The following is a 22,366-nucleotide window of genomic DNA, read 5'->3' on the forward strand; positions in this document are numbered from 1 at the left end:
CCTTTCTTAGCGATCAAATACCGCTGGGTGAACTGGTTCAACAATCGCATAATCAAAACGAACTTTTACAGAAGATGTTGTAGCTAGTTTTCTAACACGTAGTTTTGTAGAACCGTCATGATTGAAGATCAAGTAGAATGTTTTATACTGTCCACTTGTATCAAAGTCTGTTCCGTTTAAAGTAGCTTTGTTAATAACTTGGTTTGTCTTTGAGTTAACTGCAGAAATCTCAACAACCGCATTAGAAGGAAGACTACTTGTTGATAATCTTACAATCGCAACATAACGACCATACTGCATTCCATCTAATGGAGCATTTAACAGGTCTGAAGCAGCAGTAGCACCACTTTCAATTGCTTTGTTTAATAATGTTTTTGAGTCAGCAACTGCAGTGTTACCAGTTGAAGATGCATCATTTGAATCAAACTCTCTTGTCCATCGAGTGTTTGTCTTCCCTAATACTTTCAACTCTGCATTTTGTGCAATTGTCCCACCTGTTGTTTCAGAAATCTTGTCGTTAATCGCATCAGCTACTTTCGTATTTGAAGTTGATTCTACGTAGATGTCAGAACCGGTGATTCCCGTAGCAGTCTTTGTTAAATCAACGTTTGCCTTCGGAAGTTTACCCTGTACTTCTTGTGTAAGCATAATCTTCTCTGGCATACCAGGGATTCCTGAAGTGCTACCTAAGTGACGGTGTTGCTGAATTGTAGGATTTGTAGGCTTGTCCTTATCAAACTTCCATACTGGTCCACCATATCGTTTATCGAACTCAGCATACCAGTCATGAGTTTCAAGTGCATCTATACGAGACTTTACGGTAGAAGTTCGTTTAAGGTTTAGTAGCACGTTTGGGTCTGTAATAGGTTTTCCGTTTACATCCTTTGGTGCAGCTGGCATTTGAGCTAATTCTCCTAGCATACGCTGTACTGCCATTACAGCATCTTGTAGAGAGTTTACATGCTCAGCCATATTATAATCTTTAAGGTTTGTCCATCGTTGCAGGTTGGGGTTCGATTTAGAACCACTTCGCTCGTCGAATAATTCTGGGAAACGAGTAAGAACTAAATCTGGGTAAACATTATTCCCAACTGCGTTTTGTACTGAGCCAGTTTCAGCCATATTTTATCCACTCCTTGTTAATTTGGTAGATTAAGAGATAAAGAACCTTCTCGGTTAACTCTTACTGATATACCTTGTGATCCTCTTGAGAATGATCCCTCTGTATCTATAACGGCAGAGAATGAACCTTTACCAAGAGTTACAGAACCGCTGCCTACTTCTACATCAGCTAACGTCGTTTGGGTCATTGTATTATTTAGAGTAAAGTCTTCATCTGTTGTTAATTTGTAAGACTGAGGCGTATCATTCTGATCGGTCCAATCCACTATAAGCTCTTCTAAAACAGGTGTCACTGTTCTATCAGCAGTTTTCATATCTACATGAATTTTAATTTGTGGCTCCTCATTATTATGAAGAGCATCTTCCCCGGTAACGATTTCCATACCAGAGGACGTATTGTCGCTAAATGTATAACCATAACGATTGTCCCAAGTGATATGAGTTTGATATAGAAATTCACGTAAAGCTACCAATACGTAATGAAGCGGAATAATTTCAGAAGCCATTACTGTATATTTATAATTCTCTAAATCATACTCATCATTTGGTATTTTTCCTTTAGCAACTATCTTGTATTTGAATTGGATTTCTGGGTGATTCTCTTCAATTTGTTCCTCTGTTCCATGTAGTCCAACATAAGCTTTGAATTCTCGAACAGAAGACTCTTCTTTTGGAGCAGTTATTAATAAATCGTCACCGCTACCAATACCTGATTGTACTTCGTTATCTTTCCATGAAGCAGAGAAACCATCCCAGATATGAGGTAGATAATGAAACCCCATATTGTTTTCTTCAATACTACGCCAATAAGCTTCTCCCCAGTTCATATGATCCCAAGAGAAACCTAGATTGCTATTAATCTGATTTACGTATTGGATATATGTTTGAGAAGGTGTCCCATCTGTATTCATAAGTTTTGTTTGAACATACTTATCATCAGATAGCGAGCCTAATTCAACTTGAGATTTATTAATGCCAAGTTCTCTACTAATACCATTAATAAGCCCTTTCTTTGTTGCTCCACCAGGATTCTTAAAGACATCTAAGATACGATTCTTAAAGTCTTCGTTTCTTTCACCTGGTAATCTAGAAATACCTAACAACATACCAAACTCGTCAAATACGTTCCAGATATGATGAAGCATATATTCATAATGAAGGGTATCCCCTACTTCAATTGCATCGAATGGTTTAAAGATATTATCTTTCATGTAATAATCCATTACTTTGATATACACATAACCTTCGATAGTATCAATCATATAGGAGTTGTCGTCACTTTCAAAAAATATTCGCAAAGTATCAACTGGCATACAATCTCTTCTTACACCGTCAATAACTAAACGAACGTGAAGATCTGGCGTTTCAACATCCACAACGTCACGAGTAGCAAGTGGAATCTTATAACAGTAATCGGCTGTTTGTAAGTTTGCTGTACCGATGTACATGTTGTTCCAAGCTTGCTCTATGTAACGTTCAATCTCTGATAATTCAACACCAAATGCATCTAAAAATAAGGCCCCTATCGATTTCGGATCTTTGGCCATCTTCATCCATTGGGGAAGCATGGACATCATACTCGTTGTATGTTTGTTTAACAATGTGCCACCTACTTTCTATGCTACGTTAATTTTTCTTAAGAAGTATCGTTCTTCTAATGAAGGTTCTACATTCTTAATGAAGTACTCTTTTTCACCGACAACAAGTTTTTTAAATTCCATATCAAGAATTTGTTCGCTTGTTTCCATTACACGTTGAATAATTTCATTGATAATAATTGGAGAACCCATGTTTAATTGTTTCATGTACGCTCCAACATTTTGAACAACTTTATTGCGGATGTGTTGTCTTTCAAGAGAAGTTGTTTTGGAGTGGAAAATTAAGTTGAGAGTAATGTCCACGGGGTTGTATTCACTTGTTTTTACTTCTACATTCATGCCATAAGCAGCTACTTCAGATATAACGCTTTCTACACGAGTTAATAGATCGTTTTCAATCGGATAAACTTGAGGAGTAACATAACACGTAAACGAGCCTGTTCCTCTTGTAAACCTTTTAAACTGAGCATCAGCAACACCATCAATTCGTAGTGTTTTTAATCGTATGGCAGTTAAATTTGCACTCTGTTCAACAGATACTTGATTAGAGATTCTTGCACGATAGTTATCGTCTGATTCATCTCCATCACGAGTACAGTTTAACAGTTCACCAATAAGGTCCAGATATCCGCCTGTTGATGTTGAAATAAAACCCATCTTAGTAATTAAATCTAATTCATCGTAGAATGGACTAAATTCTTCTATCATTACTTCTGCAAACATTCGAGCAATCGATCCTGGACTTGTTTCAGTAATTCCACCTTCAGTTCGAAGTCGAGTCAAAACCGCTTCGAGCATTTCATCCTTTGATTTTCTCATTAACTGTTCACCTCATATTCTGATAATAAACCATGTTCTAAATTAAATAGAACTGGTATAACTAAATCTGCTATTTTTCTTCTAACAGTAATATAGAAGAGTATTTCGCTCGAATTAACAGGGACGGGTCTAACATTTAGATCACCAGGAAGTAGAAACTTGTCACCAGTTAAACTTTTTTCAATTAGGGACTTTCCTAAGTCTCCTGTTTCTCTTGTGTTAGGAAGACCAATTAATTCCGATAAATCAGCCCCTATCTCCCGATGTATAAACCAGTCCGGATTGTCTGTTCTTAATCTATTGAGTATTACTTGCTTCTCGCTTAAGTAAGATACTTGTAATGGAATATCCCTTATTAATAATCCTTCTGAGCTATCTGTTGAGATATTTCCTACTGAATCGATATAGAGTAATTCATCAAAGTCATTGTAACTAGGAGAACCAAGCTCTAAATCCCCTTCAGGTGAAAAACGAAAATCCACTTTCATTTGTTATCCTCCTCTCTTTATTCTTGAAGTTTCTATTCCTAGATCTTCAATCATAGATGTAACTTTCGCATCGTAATAATGTTTTCTCTTTTGCTCTTGGAACAAAGGAACATTGATGTCGGATTGTCCATCTTCTAGTGTAGAAATCATTGAAGCTTTTGGAATATTTCTCTTCTCTCCTACCTTATCACCATAATATAAATAAGGATTTAGGTTATGATTATTCCAAATGAATCCATATGGTTTTGTATGCATTCTCATTTCCTTTGTAGCAAAATGAATACTGTCACCATAAAAGATGATTGTGTTATCTTTCGCATCCAATCGAATGCCAGTATCCTCATTAACAAACATTTCAATTGAGCCGTCATCACAGAGCTTAAAGGTTGAACCTGTCACTGGGTGTTTTAATGCAATTTCATCTTCGCTAATAAATTGCCAGTTCTCTAATTCCTTTTCTAAACTCTTGGCCTTAAAGTTAACAAGTTCATTTTGTAATACTTGGCGCCAATAAGGATAATGAATATCTTTATCTCCATCTCCATATGTTTTATTTATATATGCTTCATTCATTGGAATCCTCCTTTCTAAAAAACACGGGATTGTCTAATTGTTCTTCCACCATATGGACTAAGATAATTTTCTTCGCTGTGATTTGATTTATATACTGTAGAAATATAAGGTGATTCCTTAGATTTATTTTTAAAGGAAATTGAAACTCTATCACCGTTTTTAACAGCTTGTGTAAATACACCGTCTCCATCTTTAGGTAAAGATACTTCTTTCATTGTTCGTAAAGCATGACTGTTTTCATCTGAGTAGACTACTTCACAGGTTAGTTTTGTGTAATCTACTTGAATTACATAGCCTTCAATCGTTCCTTGTAGTCTATTTAAAGACGGTACAACTACTTTACTATAAATAGACTGGTGGATTTGACTATTAAAGTTCATTGAATCACCTTCTCTTTAATACTTTCTTGAGTTATGAAATCATCTTTCATAGGTTTATAGATTGATTTGTGCATATTCTTATAGGCTACATAGAATTAATACGGATTTTTTATTTTCCCTTCTTCATTATGATAGATAAATAATTTGTCATAATTCTCACTAATAGCAATGAATGGATTTCCATAGTCAATCATGTTTAGCCATTATGCTGTTCAATTTCCTCTTAATTTTCATGCTGTCACCCATTTTCCTGGTCCCCCATAAATAGGAACTCCATTGTACATAATGTCTTTTCCTTTTGGCGCAATGTCTATATGAATAAAACCCTTTTTGTTTTTGAAATCTCCACCAATCGCAAGCGACCTCAAACCCAATTGCCATGCACAGTCTGCAATTTCCCTTACCTCTTCAATACTTCTAACAAGAATGTCAACTGCACAACCTGCTTCATGGGGGGAAAGTTGACCAGGGTTACTAAAGCGAAAACCACTAATAACTTCAAAATAAGGCTTTTGGGTTTTCAAAAGCAAGCTTTCAAACAACCTTTTTGCATCTGGTGAATAAAGATTTCCTTCATGACCATCGTATTTGTCACTATGAATAAACCTTTCCTTATTTAAGGAAACCATCTTTTCATACTTGGTAGTTCGAGCCCAACCAATACGATTAAGAAGAAAGTACTCTCTTGTGATGTCACTTTTCTTAAGAGAATCCCCTATGAATTGAACTGGTAGGTACGGGAAAGAACTTCTGTACGTCTGATCAATTAGTTTTTCTTCTTCTGATAATTCTGCTCCATCATTTTCATAAAGAGCATGCATTGGTTTTTCATTGCCTTCTTCTTTCTCATCTGCTTTTGCTGAGAAGCTAGCCTTAGGCGCAATAGAATTTACTTGAATAGCTGAAGCGCTGCCTCGAATATCAACGTAGTCTTCAGGGTTCTTTGTAGTTCCTCTCCTGTTATTAACAAAGTCTGTACAAACTTCAAAGTGTAAATGGACACCTGTTGACTCTCCTTGCATACCCATATTTGCAATATGCTGTCCTCTTTTTACTGTATCTCCGTATTTTACTTTTAATGTATTAGGGGGCATATGACCATAAATCGTATATAAATCATCCTTATGCTTAATAACTATCCAAGTACCAAATCCACCTACCCCACTTCTAGCTTGAAGAACAACTCCATCACCTGCAGAAAGTATCTTACAGTTGGTATCGCCAGGTGTGTTTGGAGCTAAGTCCACTCCATTATGGTTTGTTCCCCAACGGGCTCCCATAACGGAAGTGAATCTATATGATTTTGGTTCTGCCGGAACGCCTAGTTCACCCGAACCTGTGAAGTTTCCAACTCCTCCCTCAGGTTCTTTTACGGCGTTACCTTGGTCTTCCGACTTTTTACTATCATCGGAAGCTTCTTCTACTTCTTCCTCTTCATCATCAGTTTTAGGAAGTTCAAATTTAGCAAGGTACTCTTTTCTTTTTTTATACTCTTCCTTACCTGCTTTAATTTTCTTCTTATATGATTCAAGATTATAGGTTTCTTTGTTTATAGCCATAACTAAACTCACCTGCCCTTAATGTACCTGGTCCTCTATAAAGTGGTAGATTGTCATAGCCCCAAGCTGATTCGGGACCAATATCAACATGAACAAAATTAGGACCAACTGCAATAGCACGGAATCCTGTTAACCATGCAGTATCAGCTATATAAATTGCTTCTTCCGTTGAATCAGCATATATATCCATGGAAATACCAATAGAATGAGAAGACTCTCCATCAGAAGGATCAAACCCTCTAGCTATTCTTAAGGTTCTGTATCCGAGTCGATTTTTAAGAAGACGGAAAGCTTGTCTTGCTTCACTTGTGTAGAAATTCTCTTGAGGTCCATTTAAATGAATAAACTCGTTTGGAGGTAATGGGGAATAGTTTTTCTTCATGTCATAACTGGATGACAGTTTAAAGTCCTCCACATAGTTTGACCTTAGGTAGTCTGGGGCAATAATTCTACTCTCTTTTAGTTTTGCAGTAGGGATACTTATCTTAGCTGCAAATTTACTAGCATATGCTAATTCCTCTTCTGTTGTTGGTTGCCTAAATGGTTTATCCACGACATCTTCTCTTATCGGATCTTGAGAAAGGTCACATCCAGCTGCATAATTCTCTTCGATATCTTTATCCGATAAAGGTGCTGATTGGGCAGAAAATGCACTTACTTTTGCCTTACCGGTAACTAGATTCATAAACCAGTCTTTATTAATTCCACTACCAGGACAACTTTTCGGTTCTTTGCCATTAATTAATCCTTCACGGTGAAATTGTACACCCTTCGCTTTAAGAGCAAAGTATTTAGCGATAGCAACAGCAGATTCTAACTGTTTACCTTCCAACTTGTCTTTACCTATATCAAAGTTACCTATCATTTCATACATGGCGGGATGACTAGAAGTTGTACCGTTATATCCTGTTGCACTACATGGAACAGATGCAATATCACGTCCAAGAATTACTTGTCCATCCACACCAATAGTGAAGTGTTGCGCGATATTATCCCAGCCTTGGTATACTGTGTGGAACTTTTTCATATCATCGTTTAATTTTGTTAGTGTCTGACCTTTAGCCTTTGTATGGTCTGGATCATAGGTGTGGTGAACAAAAACCCCATCGATCATACTCGTATCTACAGTGTTTAAGAATTTAACTACTTCATCACCACTTGCAAATATTTTGTTGTACTCCCACTTTCCACCTGTTCCTTTACCACCAGCAGAAGATGAATTTCCACCACCGCCGCCACCAGATAAAACGTCCAGAGTTAAAATTGTATCTGTATACCCGTCTCTTCCAAAACCTTTGTACATCGCAACTACCTGGTTCGCATAAACATATCCACCAGTATAAACCTTATCGCTCGTAGGAGTAGGTACAGTAAAACCGTTATACAACCAGGAAACCCCATGCACGTTTTGTTTTAGCTCAAATCCTTGTTTTTTAAAATCTGAATACGGGATCTTACCCCTAGAGATAACACCTCCAGCATAATCATGTTTATATTTAAGAATCATACAACCCACATAAATGTTGTAGACCGGGTCATTACATGCTTTCGCAAAATCTAAACCTAACTTAGTAGTTATACCTCCTTCGGTTTGCATTAATCCAACACAGTTAGAAGAGTTTGGTGTTTTAACGTGGTCTCCACCAGATTCCGTTGCCATAATTACCTTAATCATGAGAGGGTTTACACCAGCTTTTGCTGATTGTTCTTTAATGTGTTGATTCCATTGATCAGTACCAGCTATCTTAGCTTTAAGCCCTTTTTGGTAAGTAGTTTTAATACGATCATCATAGTAATCATCTGGTCCAGTATACTGAGCAACCGTAGGTAATTCTCCATTGAAGTTTACTGTACCGCCACCACCTGATGCTGCGACTTCTCCGCCACCTTCTTTTGGCTTCTCTTTTTTCTTTTTAAGTGAGAAACCCTCTAGAAACTTCTTACGTTCCGCATATACTTCTTTTGCTGCTTTTATTTTCTTTATATACATTTCCGTGTTATAGGTTTGTTTGTCTTTTTGTGCCATAGGGTTATTCCTCCTTATTGTGATAAGCTAACCATTTATTTTGATTTTCGCTATAGTTAACACAGAAAAAGAAGAGGCTATGCCTCTTCTTTCGTTATATTATTGCTGTTTCTTAGCTAACTCATTAAGTTGATGAGCTTTCTCAGTTTTTGCATATACACCTTCTTCTCCCCCCGAACCGGTAAAGAAGTTAGCTATTTCTATAAATGCGTTACCGAAGAACTCTGCATCCCCATCATCATGGAATAATGTTGCATTGAACATTTCGTCGTATCGACCTGGTGCATCACCATAAATCATACCTGCATGGTTGTTAATACCTGCTGTTAATTCTTTCCCTCTATAAGTTAATGGCATTGCCACAACACATTGAAGGTTTTCCTTAAAACGGCGATAGTGTTCAAACAGCATTTCTGTACCAATCCATATGCCTGCATTAACAATGAATCCGACTGGCGTGAAGGAAGCTGCTCCCCGAATCATACCTAATGCTCCTTTACCAATCTTGACTATATCATCAGAGCTTGATAAAACTTTTGCAAAAGCATTTCCTGATTGCAATATAGCTTTTTTACTTGTGTTTTTAAGAAACCCTACTTTACTTGAATTTTCGCCTGAAGTTTTTTGCAGTTTTTGGGCTACCTCTTCAAAGTCTTGCACTAGTTGCTTATGCAGTTTTGAAACATCTCCATCCCCTTGTGCGATAATGCTATCCATGGTTTTTAGGATTTTATCCATATCCCCACCAGTATTCGCCATGCTCACTGTATGTCTTAGCCCCTTTGTAGATACCCATTTTCCTACATCCGCAGGGATTCCTTTAGATTTAGTAATCCATTTAGCCAAGTTTCTTCCAGCTTTATTAGTAGCTGCACGTATTGCAGCTGTAGCAGCTAATGACTGAGCAAAACTCGTGTACCACTTACTCATTTCAAGCATTACTTGATCATCGTTTACAACCAATAGGTCTGGTTCTATGGAAGTAACGAATCCTGTTTCCATACTAAAGTGATGTGTTACTGATTTGATTAACGCATTTCCTTGCAGGTCGTTAATCTCATCATTGATGTGCATCATATCATGAGGTTTAGCGGTAGGATCTCCCAATACTAGTAGATTTCCTTTATACATATCTTTCATACTATCTCTAAGAGTAGAATGTCCGAAGTATGTAGCCATTACTTCTGAAGTATAGAAGTCTGCAAACTTTGCTACAATGTCTGCTTCTACTACTCTTGTTTTCTGCTTGTCAAAACGAATATCAGCATCTGCATACAACACCGGTGTTTGTTTTCCATCATAGTTTACGATAACATTCGTGAAAATATTATCCTCACTAGCTTTAATATTATTTTCTATAATATCATAAGCCGACATGTAGAACTTGTTTTGCATGTATGGGCGTCTTGGTTGCCCTGTAAGATATCTTGACCATGTTTTCTGTATAGGGTCAAACTCATATCGAGAATCGTACTCGAATGCACAACGCCAGTACGGTTTACCGAAGAATAATGTCGATCGTAATTCAAACGGATGAACAGCTGCTATATAGTCCGGAGTTGAATAGGTAATCGTTTGTATAATATCCCAAACTGTGTTGTTGTAGAATTTAACAACTACATTGTCTGCATCTCCTGGGTTAAAGATTTTAAACTTATTTTCCCATAGGCGTTTCCAGCTAAAATCTTCGAAAATATTATTTCGTTCTCCGTTAGGGTGCAACCATTCCGAAAATGTAGGAGTCCCATTTGAAGAGTAGATATTTTGAGCAACTTCTCCATATTCATCATTAAACCAAATTAGATTACCCATGGGTTTTGAATCCTTTGAACTGTTAACGTCAAATGGTTGGCCAAAATGCATAATCCCTAGAGGGTTATCTTTGAATAACCGCTCATCTACTACACCGTTCATGAAGTCTTTAAACCAACTTCCTTTTGAACTCATAAGACTACAAATCAGGTCTCGTGGTTCAGTTACACTGAAGATTCCATCGTTGTCATCATCAGGGTCACCAGATACTACGTTTCCTAATTCAACTCCGTCACCTTGAGCAATGATTTCAATTACATCACCAATCTCAAGTTCTGAAATCGTACCATTAAACACAATTGGTAATGCACTAGCTGTTGCACCATACCCCATTCTCAAATGGATACGCGCTCCTGTTTCTAGGAAAAGATTCTTATGAATTTCGTTTTCCTTTTTCTCAATTAAATCTTGAGGAATATCATTCCAGATATAGTTGTCCCACCATTTTAGCTGACGGTCTACATAGTCAACATCAGTACGACGAGTTGTTAAGTTCGAATAAACATTAGTCATAGAAATTACTGCTGTATCTGCAGCTACCTTACGAGAACGATGAACGTCTATACTTCGAATAGCGTTGAATCCGTACATATTATCCCAGAATTTGTACTTACCAAAGTAATCACCTTCATGGATGATAAACATCTGGAATCCTGGAAATGCACGAAGCATTCTTCCACGTTGATCATGATATCTTAAATCATAGAACATTTCTTCATACAGCACGCGTGGATCAACATCATTATACAAGCGCAGGTCTGTAGACTCTGTTGAGGCTTTAGCCGTCTCATCAACTTGATGAATTATTTCATAAAGCTTTGCACCTTTTTCAAAGATTTTTTGTGAATACTCGTATCCATTCTTATCTTTTTTACTCCCAGCGATTTTGTCTGTAACTTTATCGACGAACTTTCCAACAGCGCCCCTTGTAGCAAGGTTAGCTAGATTATACTTCCCAACAAAGTCTGCAGCTTTTTCAATCCAGCCATCTGTTTTACTTAATTCATACAACATTTTTAAATGCTTCTCATAAATCGAGTATAGTGAATTTTTATCCATTGTTTCTAGATGCTTTTTCATGAACTTCTTGATATTTTTCTTATCAGAATCAACTTTTAAGTTGTTTGCTTTTAATACCTCTAAATCATAGTATTCAAGCTCTAAGAGTTGATCCATATAGTCATCTTTATTCCCGTCACCCATCGTAACGCCCTCATCTAGAGTTAATCCGGCATATCCCTTATAGACATCCTTATTGTAACCACTAAATGTATTAAATGGCTTAGTCGCATAATGGTTGAACCGGTTCATAACACCACTTGCAAAACTATTGTCTTCGATATCCTTAGAAAATTTAATTTTAGCATCAGGCTTTTCATACAAAGCAAACATTCCATCCCAAGGACGACAATAAGCTTCATAGTTCTCACGATCCTTATCTAACTTATCTAGCTTCTCGTAGTGTTCCGCAAGTTGCTTAACTGCTGTCTGTAAATTGTATCTCCAGTTGTACATTAAGCGTTTTACTTCATCAACCTTTATATCAGCTGAAGAAACGTCTACTTGCGCTAACCCTACACGTCCAGCCTTACTTACAGTAGGTTTTTTTCCTTTGAAATGCTTCCACTGACTTGTTTTATCAAGGAATGCTTTCATAAGTGTCATGAATCGTTCTTTTGTGATTTTTGATTCTGTTTTAGCGAAGTCCATATAATCCATATCATTCGTTTTTTTAGGCTCTTTAATGACTTCTTTCTTAATTAGATCACTAATCGCAGTAGTATCTGGACCTCTTAACTTACTTCTTCTTACTTTAAAACTTGCATAATAAATATCTTCCGCAGGTTGATAAGAGACTATCTTTTTAGTTTTGTCCGCCTCTTTTAAATCCCCTCGACACTCTTCAATGAATGTAGGGGCTGAATAATATTTCTTAAAGTACTTATCAACTAGACTGTTCAGTTCTTGGTAGATAAGTGCTTCATCACCACTAGGTTTTTGAGATATCGTGCCATAGTCATTTCCTCCGTCAGGGAACAGTGTTTTCCATTCTTCCATAGTTGGGAAAGTTTCATAAGCAAATTTATCATCTTTTTTCTCTGTTAGAAATTTTTGAACATCTTCATTCTTTACAGATACAGTACCTCCTTGATCAGCCATGACAGGGCCTGCCGATGTATTTGGAGCGTCAGATTTCTTAGCATCTTCCTTTTTACCCCAATCAAACTTCCAGCCAAGGGGTCCTACACCTTCAGTTTTTTCTAATTCCTTAAGCTTTGCCCAGTCTGCTTCAGTTGTATCAAATAGCTTGTCTGATTTATTACTTGTGAAAGCAGCTACACCTGTAGCATCAAACATGTTTAACTGATGATTTCCCATGTATGACTCTTCGATTACCTGTCTTAATGTGCTACCTGTAGAGAAATAGAAGTCAGGATCAAGATATGTCCCAGACGTTATGTTGGGATACTCTGTTACTCCTGCATCCATCTTTGGTAATACGGCATTAAGTTGGGCATAAGTCGGAAGTTCCATATCAGGATATACTTCCAGCTTGTGAAGTCTAGCTTCAATCATACGGTCATTCATAAATGCTATCTTGTTAACCTTCAATTTCTCAAGATCCATTTGCTTACTGTTACCAGGTAATGCAGTTAATTCTTCATGTTGACGTTGTGTTTTATCAAACCCAATACCTTGTAGCATGATTTGGTATCTTCCCGGGAAGTTAGGAATTGTGTTTATAGAAATACTTTCGAACATTACAAATCGAATACCAAATAATTGAGAAAGATCATTTTCAATACCAATAAATCCATTTGTAATACCTTGATTATATGTCTTAGCGTAGTAATCGGAAGTCGCAATAAGATTGTTAAAATCTCTTGCACCATCTTCATCTACTTCTAAAAGCAAATCAATGTAGGGATCTCCACCGCCCATATATTGAAGAGTTGCAGCTTCACTAGATTGAATATGAGAAACGCTAAACTCATTTGAGAAACGAGCATTGATAGAGATTGGGATAACCTTCCCAGATATAGGGTACTCTTTCATTGGAATCATGCGCTCACTAGCTTCAATGACTTTCATATATTCATCAAATTCGCCTTTATATTTAGCTACTTCTTCTTCCATTTTCTTAGCGCCTTCTGCAATTTTTTTAAGTGCGTCGATTGCAGTATCGTTAACCGGAATACAGAATGTTTCTTTCTCATAAAACTCCTTGAATTTATTTTCAAGTATTTTTTGGCTACCTGCATCTTTTAATTTCTTTAAAATAATAAGACCATCTTTTTCTTTTCCCCGATATTGATTTTTATCATAATCCACAGGAGGGTCTTCATCATAACGATTATTAAATGACTCTAAAAAATTCCAATCAAACCGGATTTTGTAGAATAAACGAGACTCATAAGGGAGAAAAATTTCCTTATGCATTAAGATAGTGTTTACATCCTTATATTTATTATCATATATATTAGAAAATAGTTCACCTGCCTCCACAATAGCATTTTCTGCTTCCTCTTTTTTAATTTTGTACTGGTCCCTAATTAACCCTTGAATACTTGTAGATGCTTTATCTAGTCCTGGCTTACTAAAGTAGTCAATGATTGTGTGTTTTTCGATTTTAGAATCTTTATAACGAGAATACTGATCCAAGATTTCTTTAACAACAGATGCATCTTCTTTTCTATTTTTGTAATCCCTATCCTTTGTCTCTAATTCGACTTTTCTTTGTTCTGGAGAATCTGCATTCTTCATGTAATCAATAGCGTGCTTTCGTGTAGCCAGGAACGTTTCGTCAGCAAGAGTGAATTTGATGTCACTTTTAATTGGGCCTTCTAATCCTTTAAAGAAACGATATTTATCCCCACGATCCGCTAAAGATTGATTGTAGTACCATCTTAGCATTGGGTAATTTATTGAGTCGTTTAACGTACTATGATTCATTAAGTATGCCTCTGAATTAAATTCAACAAGCGTTAACTTGGCAGTTAAAGACTCTGGGAAATTAGGAACTGTAGTTACTTCGATATTCATTAAAGCTACGTCACAAATACCTAGCACGTTATTAATGTAATAGTTATCAACTGGAAGAAACGGTGCTTTAGCGAATTGTGCCAGTAATGGTCTAAGTCCATCCACATAAAAATGTTGAGCTTTTTCCCCTTTTCCGTATTCTTTCTTCCAAGGATATTTCTTACCATTAACTGATTCAAGGTCGTGGAAATAAAGATCCATACTTAACGTGGTAAGCGATTGGCCGCTGTTAACTATTACAGAGGATTTTGTACGAAGTGTTTTTATTTTGGAGATATTCGAAGTTTTGTTTACCTCAATAGAAGTAGGTGGGATTGTAAGTATTACATCACCAATCCTAACTTTGGAATGTCTTTTTAAATCTTCGATTGAATTTATGCCCTCTGTAAAGACCGTCAATCTATCGTCATAAGGACTGAAAAAATCTAAAGCGTTGTATGCAGGGCCTGTTGTTCCTTTTATATTTGTCGTTTCAGGATTGATATCTTCATTATAGGGTTCACCAATATCAGGAGTACTCTCTTCATCACTTGAGCCTGCTGACGGAGCACCAATACCTGTATCAAATGCTTTTAATTTTAATTCAGTAATCCAGTTTAAGGGATTAAGAACTGTTAAGGTATTTGCAAACTCAAATGGGAAAATACCAAGAGGAACATGAGTGAACTGATTAGAGTATTTTACTAAAAGAGACTTGTTTACATGTACAAATGGCTTTCCATTTTCAACATTGTCAAATACGATATCTGCACTTCTTTCATTTGTTGCATATACATCCGCAATGTAGCGATTAGATTTCCCGTCCTTTTTAGGTGCCTCTCCTCTTTTTTGACGATCAAAGTGAACAACAACAAGTGGCTTTTGAATTGCGTTCCACCCTAAGATTTGCTCGTTGTATTCATGGGCCTCTTTTCCGATTGCATACATATCCTGCATGGTAATACCGTATGTTTTTCCTAACTTAGTATTTTTAGAGTCTTTGCTGGATTCCACCTCCGACTGTAATGTTTCTGGTGTTTCTACACCATTATATCGAACTGTGACTATTTGTTCTGTTTTTAAGTGATTAGATAAAAAATTAGACACCTTCAGTAGTTTCACATCAATCGTATCACCGTCTGTAACTTTCTCTACTCTACCAACCGCGATGTAATCTGAAGAAGTAATTGTTTCATTGTGTTCTTCCATTGCATTAAAGATTGTATTGTTTTTTTCTGTCTTTTGCTGCGCTAATTCTAAGGGATTAGAAAGCACTTCTTTTTCGTAGTAGAAACGAGCACTTGATAATAGTCTATGAGAATTGTAACCACAATCCAGATAAACAATTTGGTCACGCATCTTTGTGACTTCCATCTCCCTATTATTCTCGATTGAATAGAAACTAATATCTACAGGATAACGAGATACTTTCTTTTCCACCTCTCCAAGTAACATATTAAACCTTGGACTAGTTGCCACATTCCCTTTATCACCTACATGAATAAATGTGTAGTTTTCATTTATGTATATACCAACACGCCAAGGCGCATTTTTTCTAACTCTTGTTAGAGAGGTAATTAATATTTTTTCTTTCAATCTGGTCACCTCTTTTTCTGTATTAAAACAAATGAGAGCTAACAAAATGTTAACTCTCATTTGTCTATTAATATGCATAACCCTTATTCATCGCATTTGCAATAGCGCTCTCTAACCACTTGCTGTCAATTTTTTTCGAATTATCATTTACGTTAATACTCGTGTTCATTTTGACATTCGACATTGCCATGATTTCATTGTTTATCATCGCTGCTAGATTATTATGATTCATTCTCTTACTAGCTGATGCCTTTACAGAGATGTTAATGTACTCACCATTTTGATTAGGTGTTATACGGGCCGTAGGAGACCCTAAAGTTTCAGGTGCTACTGGTGCCATCTCTTGCAGGCCTTCTGGTGTTGGTGTACCTTTCATTAGTGCGCTTGTCGCCCATAATTCATCAAATCCTATAGACCCCCTCCCAGCTAAACTTGTAGCACTTCCACTGAATACTTTCTTACCAACAGTCGCAATATCTGATAGTGATTCATTCATCCCATTATGCAATGTATGATGAAGTGGCTTTGCTTCATTCAAGAAAAATTCTGGCTCAACTGCTCTTCTTTTATCCATTACTTCTTCTACGTTTTGACCTGAACCTTCTGCCTCATCGAATGGTTCTTTTTTTGATTCTTTCATCTTCATAAACTCTGCAGATATTCTCATACTTGTATTATCTATACTGCCAATTGTAGAAGAAATAGCACGAGCTAGAATTGATTTTTCTTGTTCGGCTTTACCAACCCCGGGTTCATCATCCTTAGCTGTTCTCCAGTCATTATATACAATGGTACCTTTAAGTGATTTACGATTTTTTTCGTATGCTCCAGCACCATATAGATTTCCAAGAGTGAGGTTCTCAGCGCTATTTTCTGAGAAGAATGCTTCAGAAGCATTGATTACATCAACTGCTAATTTGTTATTTTCCATATCAGAATCACGCAATCTTATGATATCATTCACCACAGTATTTCTTTGTTTCTCATCATTCATTCCGGAAGGAGTTAAAAACACCGCTAAGTTATCTCCACTAAAATTCCCAGAAATACGCTGAACCATACTCGTTTTTGAAGTTGAATCACTAAAATTTGCAATAAGCTGAGAAATTTCTCTATTAATTTCCGTTTCTAGAACTCCACGTCGCGTCACTGTATCGCTTGCGGAAAACTTATCTGTTGTAAACAAGTCATTGTACTCTTCTGTTTTTCTAACAATAGAAGTATAGTAGCCTTTTAATGTATCAAGGAATTCTGTTTTCTCAACAAAATTAACATTACCAGGTAGTTTTATTGAGTTGATATCCAAAAGAGGAATGTATTGATTTGCTGCAAATTCTGGAAGCTTCAAGTATGCCGTTCCTTTTGTTCTAAGTAAGTGTTCTTGAATTTTCTTACCTTTAACACCAGGATCTAAATTAAATTCCATCAATCCAGCGTTAATAACAGTTTTTCTGTAATCCTCAACATTGAAAGGTTGGGCATAATAAAACTTTTGTGGAATTGCTTCAAATGAATCCTTACTTACATGAAGTACACCATCTTTCATCTTTGCATTTACATCAGTCATTAGCCTCGTACTATTAGGAGTGTAATCAATAACTACATCTCCTGTTTTAGGTTCCCAATTATTTTCATAGTTACCAACAAACTTAACCATTTCATTAAATACTTTTTGTTGGGCTTTAATTTCTGGCTTTACTTTAGAACTATAAACCATATCATGCATAAAGTTAGAATATATAGAGGATTCTCCCGGAACATATAACCCTGTTCGAAAATCAGAATCATCTAATATCCCAGGATCTTTAACCGTGTTCTTACTATGATTAATTCCACCCTGACGATCCCAAGCCTTATAGGCCATTGTGATGTCAGCAAATACTTCACGTTTAAGACCTAACTTCCTCATCCACTTAGCTGAAAGCTTCTCGCGTCCTTTATAGTCTAGCTGTTTTCCATTTAAACCAAAATTAGAATCCACTACATACTGGCCATCTTTATTAGTTGTTTTAATACCAAGCATTTGTTCAACATCCTTATAGAATGAAGATAACGCTCCTTCTTCAGTAGCATAGTCAGTAATGATTTTCTTATTCGTTACAGAACCACTGAATTGTTGACGAATTTGAGTATCGTAACCACGAATTAAGGCCGGTAAATCAGTAGAACCGTCCTTTTCCACTTGATGAGAAATCACCTGTTCTACCCCTTCTACGCCGTATAAATCACCCATAATATCACCAAGCATAGGGGTCATAGTAGCACGGAAACCACCCTCAGTTACTACTTTAAATCCGTGTCCTGTTTCACGTTGTCTACCTAATACAAGCGATTTTTTATTGATGTCATCTAAGTTGAAGCCAAGGATAGATACTGTATCACCTTTCTTAAAACGTTTTTTATCAATAATTTTATTTTTGATATTGTTAAGTTCATATTTTCCAAGAGCAAGATGATTTCTCTCATTGAACATAGAATTGATATCAACCTCTAATGGTTTATTAAAAGTGATTCCTTTTTCTTTCCATAAACCATTACCAAGACCTTGTTTTTCAGCTTCTTTTTCAATAGCTACCTCAATATAGTTGTTGAATATTACTTTTTCGGCGTTCATATTGATACGAACCTCATCCATTCCATCAAAAGCCTTCATTAACTTGTAATCCATAAATGCGTAACCTTCACTATTAGAAAGCATCCTTATGTCTAAAGACTCCTTCATTTGTCTTGCTTCTACAGGAGAGATTTGTTTTTTTAATTGAGCTGTGTCAATCATACTCTTATATTTCATAATAGTGTTAGCGTCTTCCAGCTTTAATGCAATTTCTTCACTCGTCATATAACCAGTTTGCATTGTAATACCACGAACCTCATTTGCATCATCAAGAGCTTTGAATAAAGCCGATGAAATAAAACTATTTTTCGTACGGAACGATTGATCTTTACCCAAGTTACGTAACACTTTTGATGCAACTTCGTGGTCTACCTTTCGGTAATTAATTGGCTTATGTGGACTCTCTATTGTTTTAGCATAGTAGTTACCTAATGCCATGTAAGTACGAGCGTTTATATTTTCAGTCCCAACAAGCTCTTTTGAAGCTGACCGGTCATTAATCCCAACCACACTTCCTTTTAATCCAGAAGCACCTTTTGCAAAATCAAGAAGTTCTCCGGCAATAGCATAATCTTTTGCCTTCTGTCCCATCGCTTCAAAGAATGTAATTCCTTTTTCAATTGCATTTTGAGCAATAATGTCGGCAGAAGCACTAATTCCTAATCGTTTAGAATTTGCACGATACCATGACTCTGCATATCCTGTGATATCCCATTTGCTTGAACGGAATTCGTCACTCATAACTGATTTGCTATCAAACATTTCCCTATCATCGAAGTGTAATTTACGACTTGCATCAGTAGGCACTGAATTTATTTGTCTTCCAATACGGTGACGTAGCCCTTGTCTTATTTGAACAAATGCATTCTTGCCACCTATACTTTCAGCTCTCTCAGACAGCTCTTTAGCTTTCTTAGAATAATCAAGAATCATATTAAGAGCATCTGTTACGGATGTACTATGATAAGCACCTTTTACACCAATACCAGAACGAATAACAGAGGCTTTTTGGTTTCCACCGTATTTTACCTTTATGTTCTTATCAAAGGATGGAAGCTCAATAGTTGCTAATCTAGGGTTTCGAATTAATTCTTCATATGTCTTTACTTTGCTTAAATCCATAACACTCTTCTTACTAGCTAAGATAAGTATAGGATTACCACCGTCCATAAATCGAATTTGAGTGTTGAAGTATTCGCTGTAAGCTGACATGATTTTCTCAACAAGTTCTTCGTACTTAGCAGCCATACCACTTGTCCTACTAATTACGTTTAGATCATTTATTCCATGTGTACCAAATTTTTTCTCAAATAATCTCTTAATACGGTTATCTTGCTCTTTTAAAAATTTCTTTAATGAACTATTACCGTTTAATAATTCGTTAGCATTTTTGTATGAACGAGCATTTTCAATACTTTCACGCATAACATTTGGTAGATTCTTCATCAAACCTTTAATTGCAGTTACACGGCTATCTGTCATCTGATTGGTTACTTCACGAACAAAATTGTCTGTACCCATGTTTTCTATCTTTTCACGAACGAGGTTTGACATCTCAATCAGAGCTATTTCAGTTTTATTTCCCGACATAACTTCCTTCTTCATCTGATTCACAAGATATTTCACATCATTAGAGGCGTTTCTATCTTGTGAAAGTTTGAAATTTTTAATGATTATTTTTTGCAATTCATCAATACGAGCCAACTTATATGACCTTTCCAAATTCCCAATACGATTCCCTCTTCTGTCATTAATAAAAGAACTAAAAGAAGCTTTAATTGAATTCGTGTCTTTTGCATTAAATATTGTATTGTCTTCTTTATCAAAATTAAAATTTAAAAATTTATTTCCTTTAGCAGTTACTTGAGCTTTATTATCTCCTTTCTCATCTAACTTGCTTTTAATGTGGCGCAATGCAATTAACTTCTGTTCGTCATTTAATCCTGAATCTTTGAGAGTACTAATAGCTGTTCTCCAGACATCTCTTTCTCCCTCTAATCGCGCGACCATATAAGGGAATTTCATAGCTAATTCTTCTGTCCCACCATTTTTGATAATGTGTAATCTCCAGTCAAAATCTTCTTCAACACTACCTGCTTTATCTAGATAGTTATAGTACTCCTTCATTTTTTTCCATCCATTAGTATCGAACATTTGTTCATATTCACGAAAAGAAGCGTCATATTTTATCTTTAAGTCACGCAAATTTCTAGAAATTGCATCATCCATTGGCATGAAAGAACTATGAATTTGCTGTGCTAATCCCTCCTGCGTTTCGGACATTAATAAAAGGACTTTCCCCTTTATATCTTTAGAATCAAGCCTTACGCCAAAACCTTTTTTATCTGCACCTGTTAACGCTACATCTTTAAGGAATTCTTGAATTACGAAGGTTTCATTTGAAGGGAGTAATGTCTTTAAATTTTCAAACCGAGGTACTATGTTCCCCTTATTTTTACCAATTTCACCCACAAGATTGTATTTGTGTTTATCTTTGTCAAAGTAACCTCTTTGATAAGAAAATAATTCCTTACCTATTTCTAGAGTATTTTTCTTTATTGCTGATGAAGAAAAATCATAAGTAGCAGACTTTTCTGCTCCCTCAATAAATGATTTGATTTTTTTGTGAGTAAACCCAGCAATATCAATATTTGCTTGAATATCATTTTTTGCTAGATGATATAGATATGAAGGGCTTTTCCCGTCAATTACTACTTTACCCGCTTTAATTTTCCTTTTCGCTAAAATAGCTTGGTAAATATGTTCTTGACGTAAACTAGCACCAGTTAATGAATATGGATTTTCAACTGTTGCAGAGTATCCATGAAAAAAGTCTAGTGAACTTTTCGCTGCATCTGCAAAGAATTTTTTTGTACTTGTGTCCTTTATTATTCCAAGAATGGCTGGTAAATCGTAGTGATGGATATTATATCCTCCTAATTTTGCATTACTAGACATAATATAGCCTTGAAAAATAGATAAGGCATCTTCAAGTTTTGTCCCTTTATGAAACAGGTTATTAAGACCACGTTCAATTACTTCTATTGTATTTCTTGTAAAAGCCGTGTCTGTAGGAAGAACACGTGAATGCCCTAATAGAGACATATAGGATTTCCCCTTACTTGTTGCACTCTTAAATTTACTTGCATCAGAATACCTAGTCAGATCCAGTAATATACGATGTATATCTTGTGAAACTGACATCATCGGATTCTGCTTTAATTTATTAATTTGCTGTTTTAATTGGGTATACGCATCCTTTTCAGGAGCGACTGCCATTGAAACAATAGCCCCGTTCTTTTTAACAAAGTCTTTTCCATTAAACTTAGTTCTACCAAAAGATAACCCAGTCATAGCAAATAGGTCTAATCCTTTACTACTTTTCATGTGTTCAGGCGTTCCAATTGCTTCTATATCAAAGAATAATACATTGTCTTCATTTTTTAATTTTATAAAAGGGTCTAATGCTTGTTGAGCATTTACATTAAAACTATTTGGAGTACGAGCCAACTCCCAAATACCTAACGAACTTATACGATTATCTTTCGTTAATTCGTTATATGTTTGAGCTATTGCACTTTGTCTGTATTCAAACGCTGCACGTTCAGTCTGATTTTCTATTCTAATTTCACCAAAATCTTCTGCTGATTCATAATCGGGTATTAACACCCTGTTTTTAATAGGCACTCTTTTAATATCTTCCATAATACCCTCCTAATAAATAACGGCGCTCGTCTAAAAAGACTGAACGCCGCT

Annotated in this window: 10 protein-coding genes; all 10 read right to left on the bottom strand. The window is 36.1% G+C overall.

Annotated features, from left to right (window positions below; all coding sequences use genetic code 11):
* Positions 1 to 6: 6 nt before the first annotated feature.
* Positions 7 to 1,122: a hypothetical protein gene (locus ACS2MN_RS25435; RefSeq protein WP_065845291.1), complete on the bottom strand. Its 1,116-nt coding sequence runs from the start codon at positions 1,120 to 1,122 to the stop codon at positions 7 to 9.
* Between the two features lie 17 nt (positions 1,123 to 1,139).
* Positions 1,140 to 2,723, bottom strand: coding sequence for a hypothetical protein (locus ACS2MN_RS25440; RefSeq protein WP_346994588.1), 1,584 nt, complete (start codon positions 2,721 to 2,723; stop codon positions 1,140 to 1,142).
* A gap of 15 nt (positions 2,724 to 2,738) precedes the next feature.
* Positions 2,739 to 3,539, bottom strand: a complete 801-nt coding sequence (locus ACS2MN_RS25445; protein WP_098656993.1) for a baseplate J/gp47 family protein — start codon at positions 3,537 to 3,539, stop codon at positions 2,739 to 2,741.
* Positions 3,539 to 4,027, bottom strand: coding sequence for a hypothetical protein (locus tag ACS2MN_RS25450; protein WP_000861689.1), 489 nt, complete (start codon positions 4,025 to 4,027; stop codon positions 3,539 to 3,541). The genes ACS2MN_RS25445 and ACS2MN_RS25450 overlap by 1 nt, the downstream gene beginning before the upstream one ends.
* A gap of 3 nt (positions 4,028 to 4,030) precedes the next feature.
* The gene (locus ACS2MN_RS25455) at positions 4,031 to 4,600 is read right to left on the bottom strand and encodes a hypothetical protein (protein ID WP_001001211.1); all 570 of its coding nucleotides are present in this window, start codon (positions 4,598 to 4,600) and stop codon (positions 4,031 to 4,033) included.
* Between the two features lie 14 nt (positions 4,601 to 4,614).
* Entirely contained in the window at positions 4,615 to 4,980 is a 366-nt protein-coding gene (locus ACS2MN_RS25460) for a hypothetical protein (protein WP_001010565.1), read from the bottom strand.
* A 230-nt stretch (positions 4,981 to 5,210) separates the two neighbouring features.
* Entirely contained in the window at positions 5,211 to 6,539 is a 1,329-nt protein-coding gene (locus ACS2MN_RS25465; protein WP_198130820.1) for a M23 family metallopeptidase, read from the bottom strand.
* Positions 6,514 to 8,565, bottom strand: coding sequence for an N-acetylmuramoyl-L-alanine amidase (locus tag ACS2MN_RS25470; RefSeq protein WP_198130819.1), 2,052 nt, complete (start codon positions 8,563 to 8,565; stop codon positions 6,514 to 6,516). The genes ACS2MN_RS25465 and ACS2MN_RS25470 overlap by 26 nt, the downstream gene beginning before the upstream one ends.
* Before the next feature lie 99 nt (positions 8,566 to 8,664).
* Positions 8,665 to 15,996, bottom strand: coding sequence for a nuclease (locus ACS2MN_RS25475; RefSeq protein ID WP_346994589.1), 7,332 nt, complete (start codon positions 15,994 to 15,996; stop codon positions 8,665 to 8,667).
* A 67-nt stretch (positions 15,997 to 16,063) separates the two neighbouring features.
* The gene (locus tag ACS2MN_RS25480; RefSeq protein WP_346994590.1) at positions 16,064 to 22,315 is read right to left on the bottom strand and encodes a hypothetical protein; all 6,252 of its coding nucleotides are present in this window, start codon (positions 22,313 to 22,315) and stop codon (positions 16,064 to 16,066) included.
* Positions 22,316 to 22,366: the final 51 nt, after the last annotated feature.

Origin of the sequence: Bacillus cereus group sp. BceL062 (assembly GCF_051780025.1) — a bacterium.
Lineage (GTDB): Bacteria > Bacillota > Bacilli > Bacillales > Bacillaceae_G > Bacillus_A > Bacillus_A toyonensis.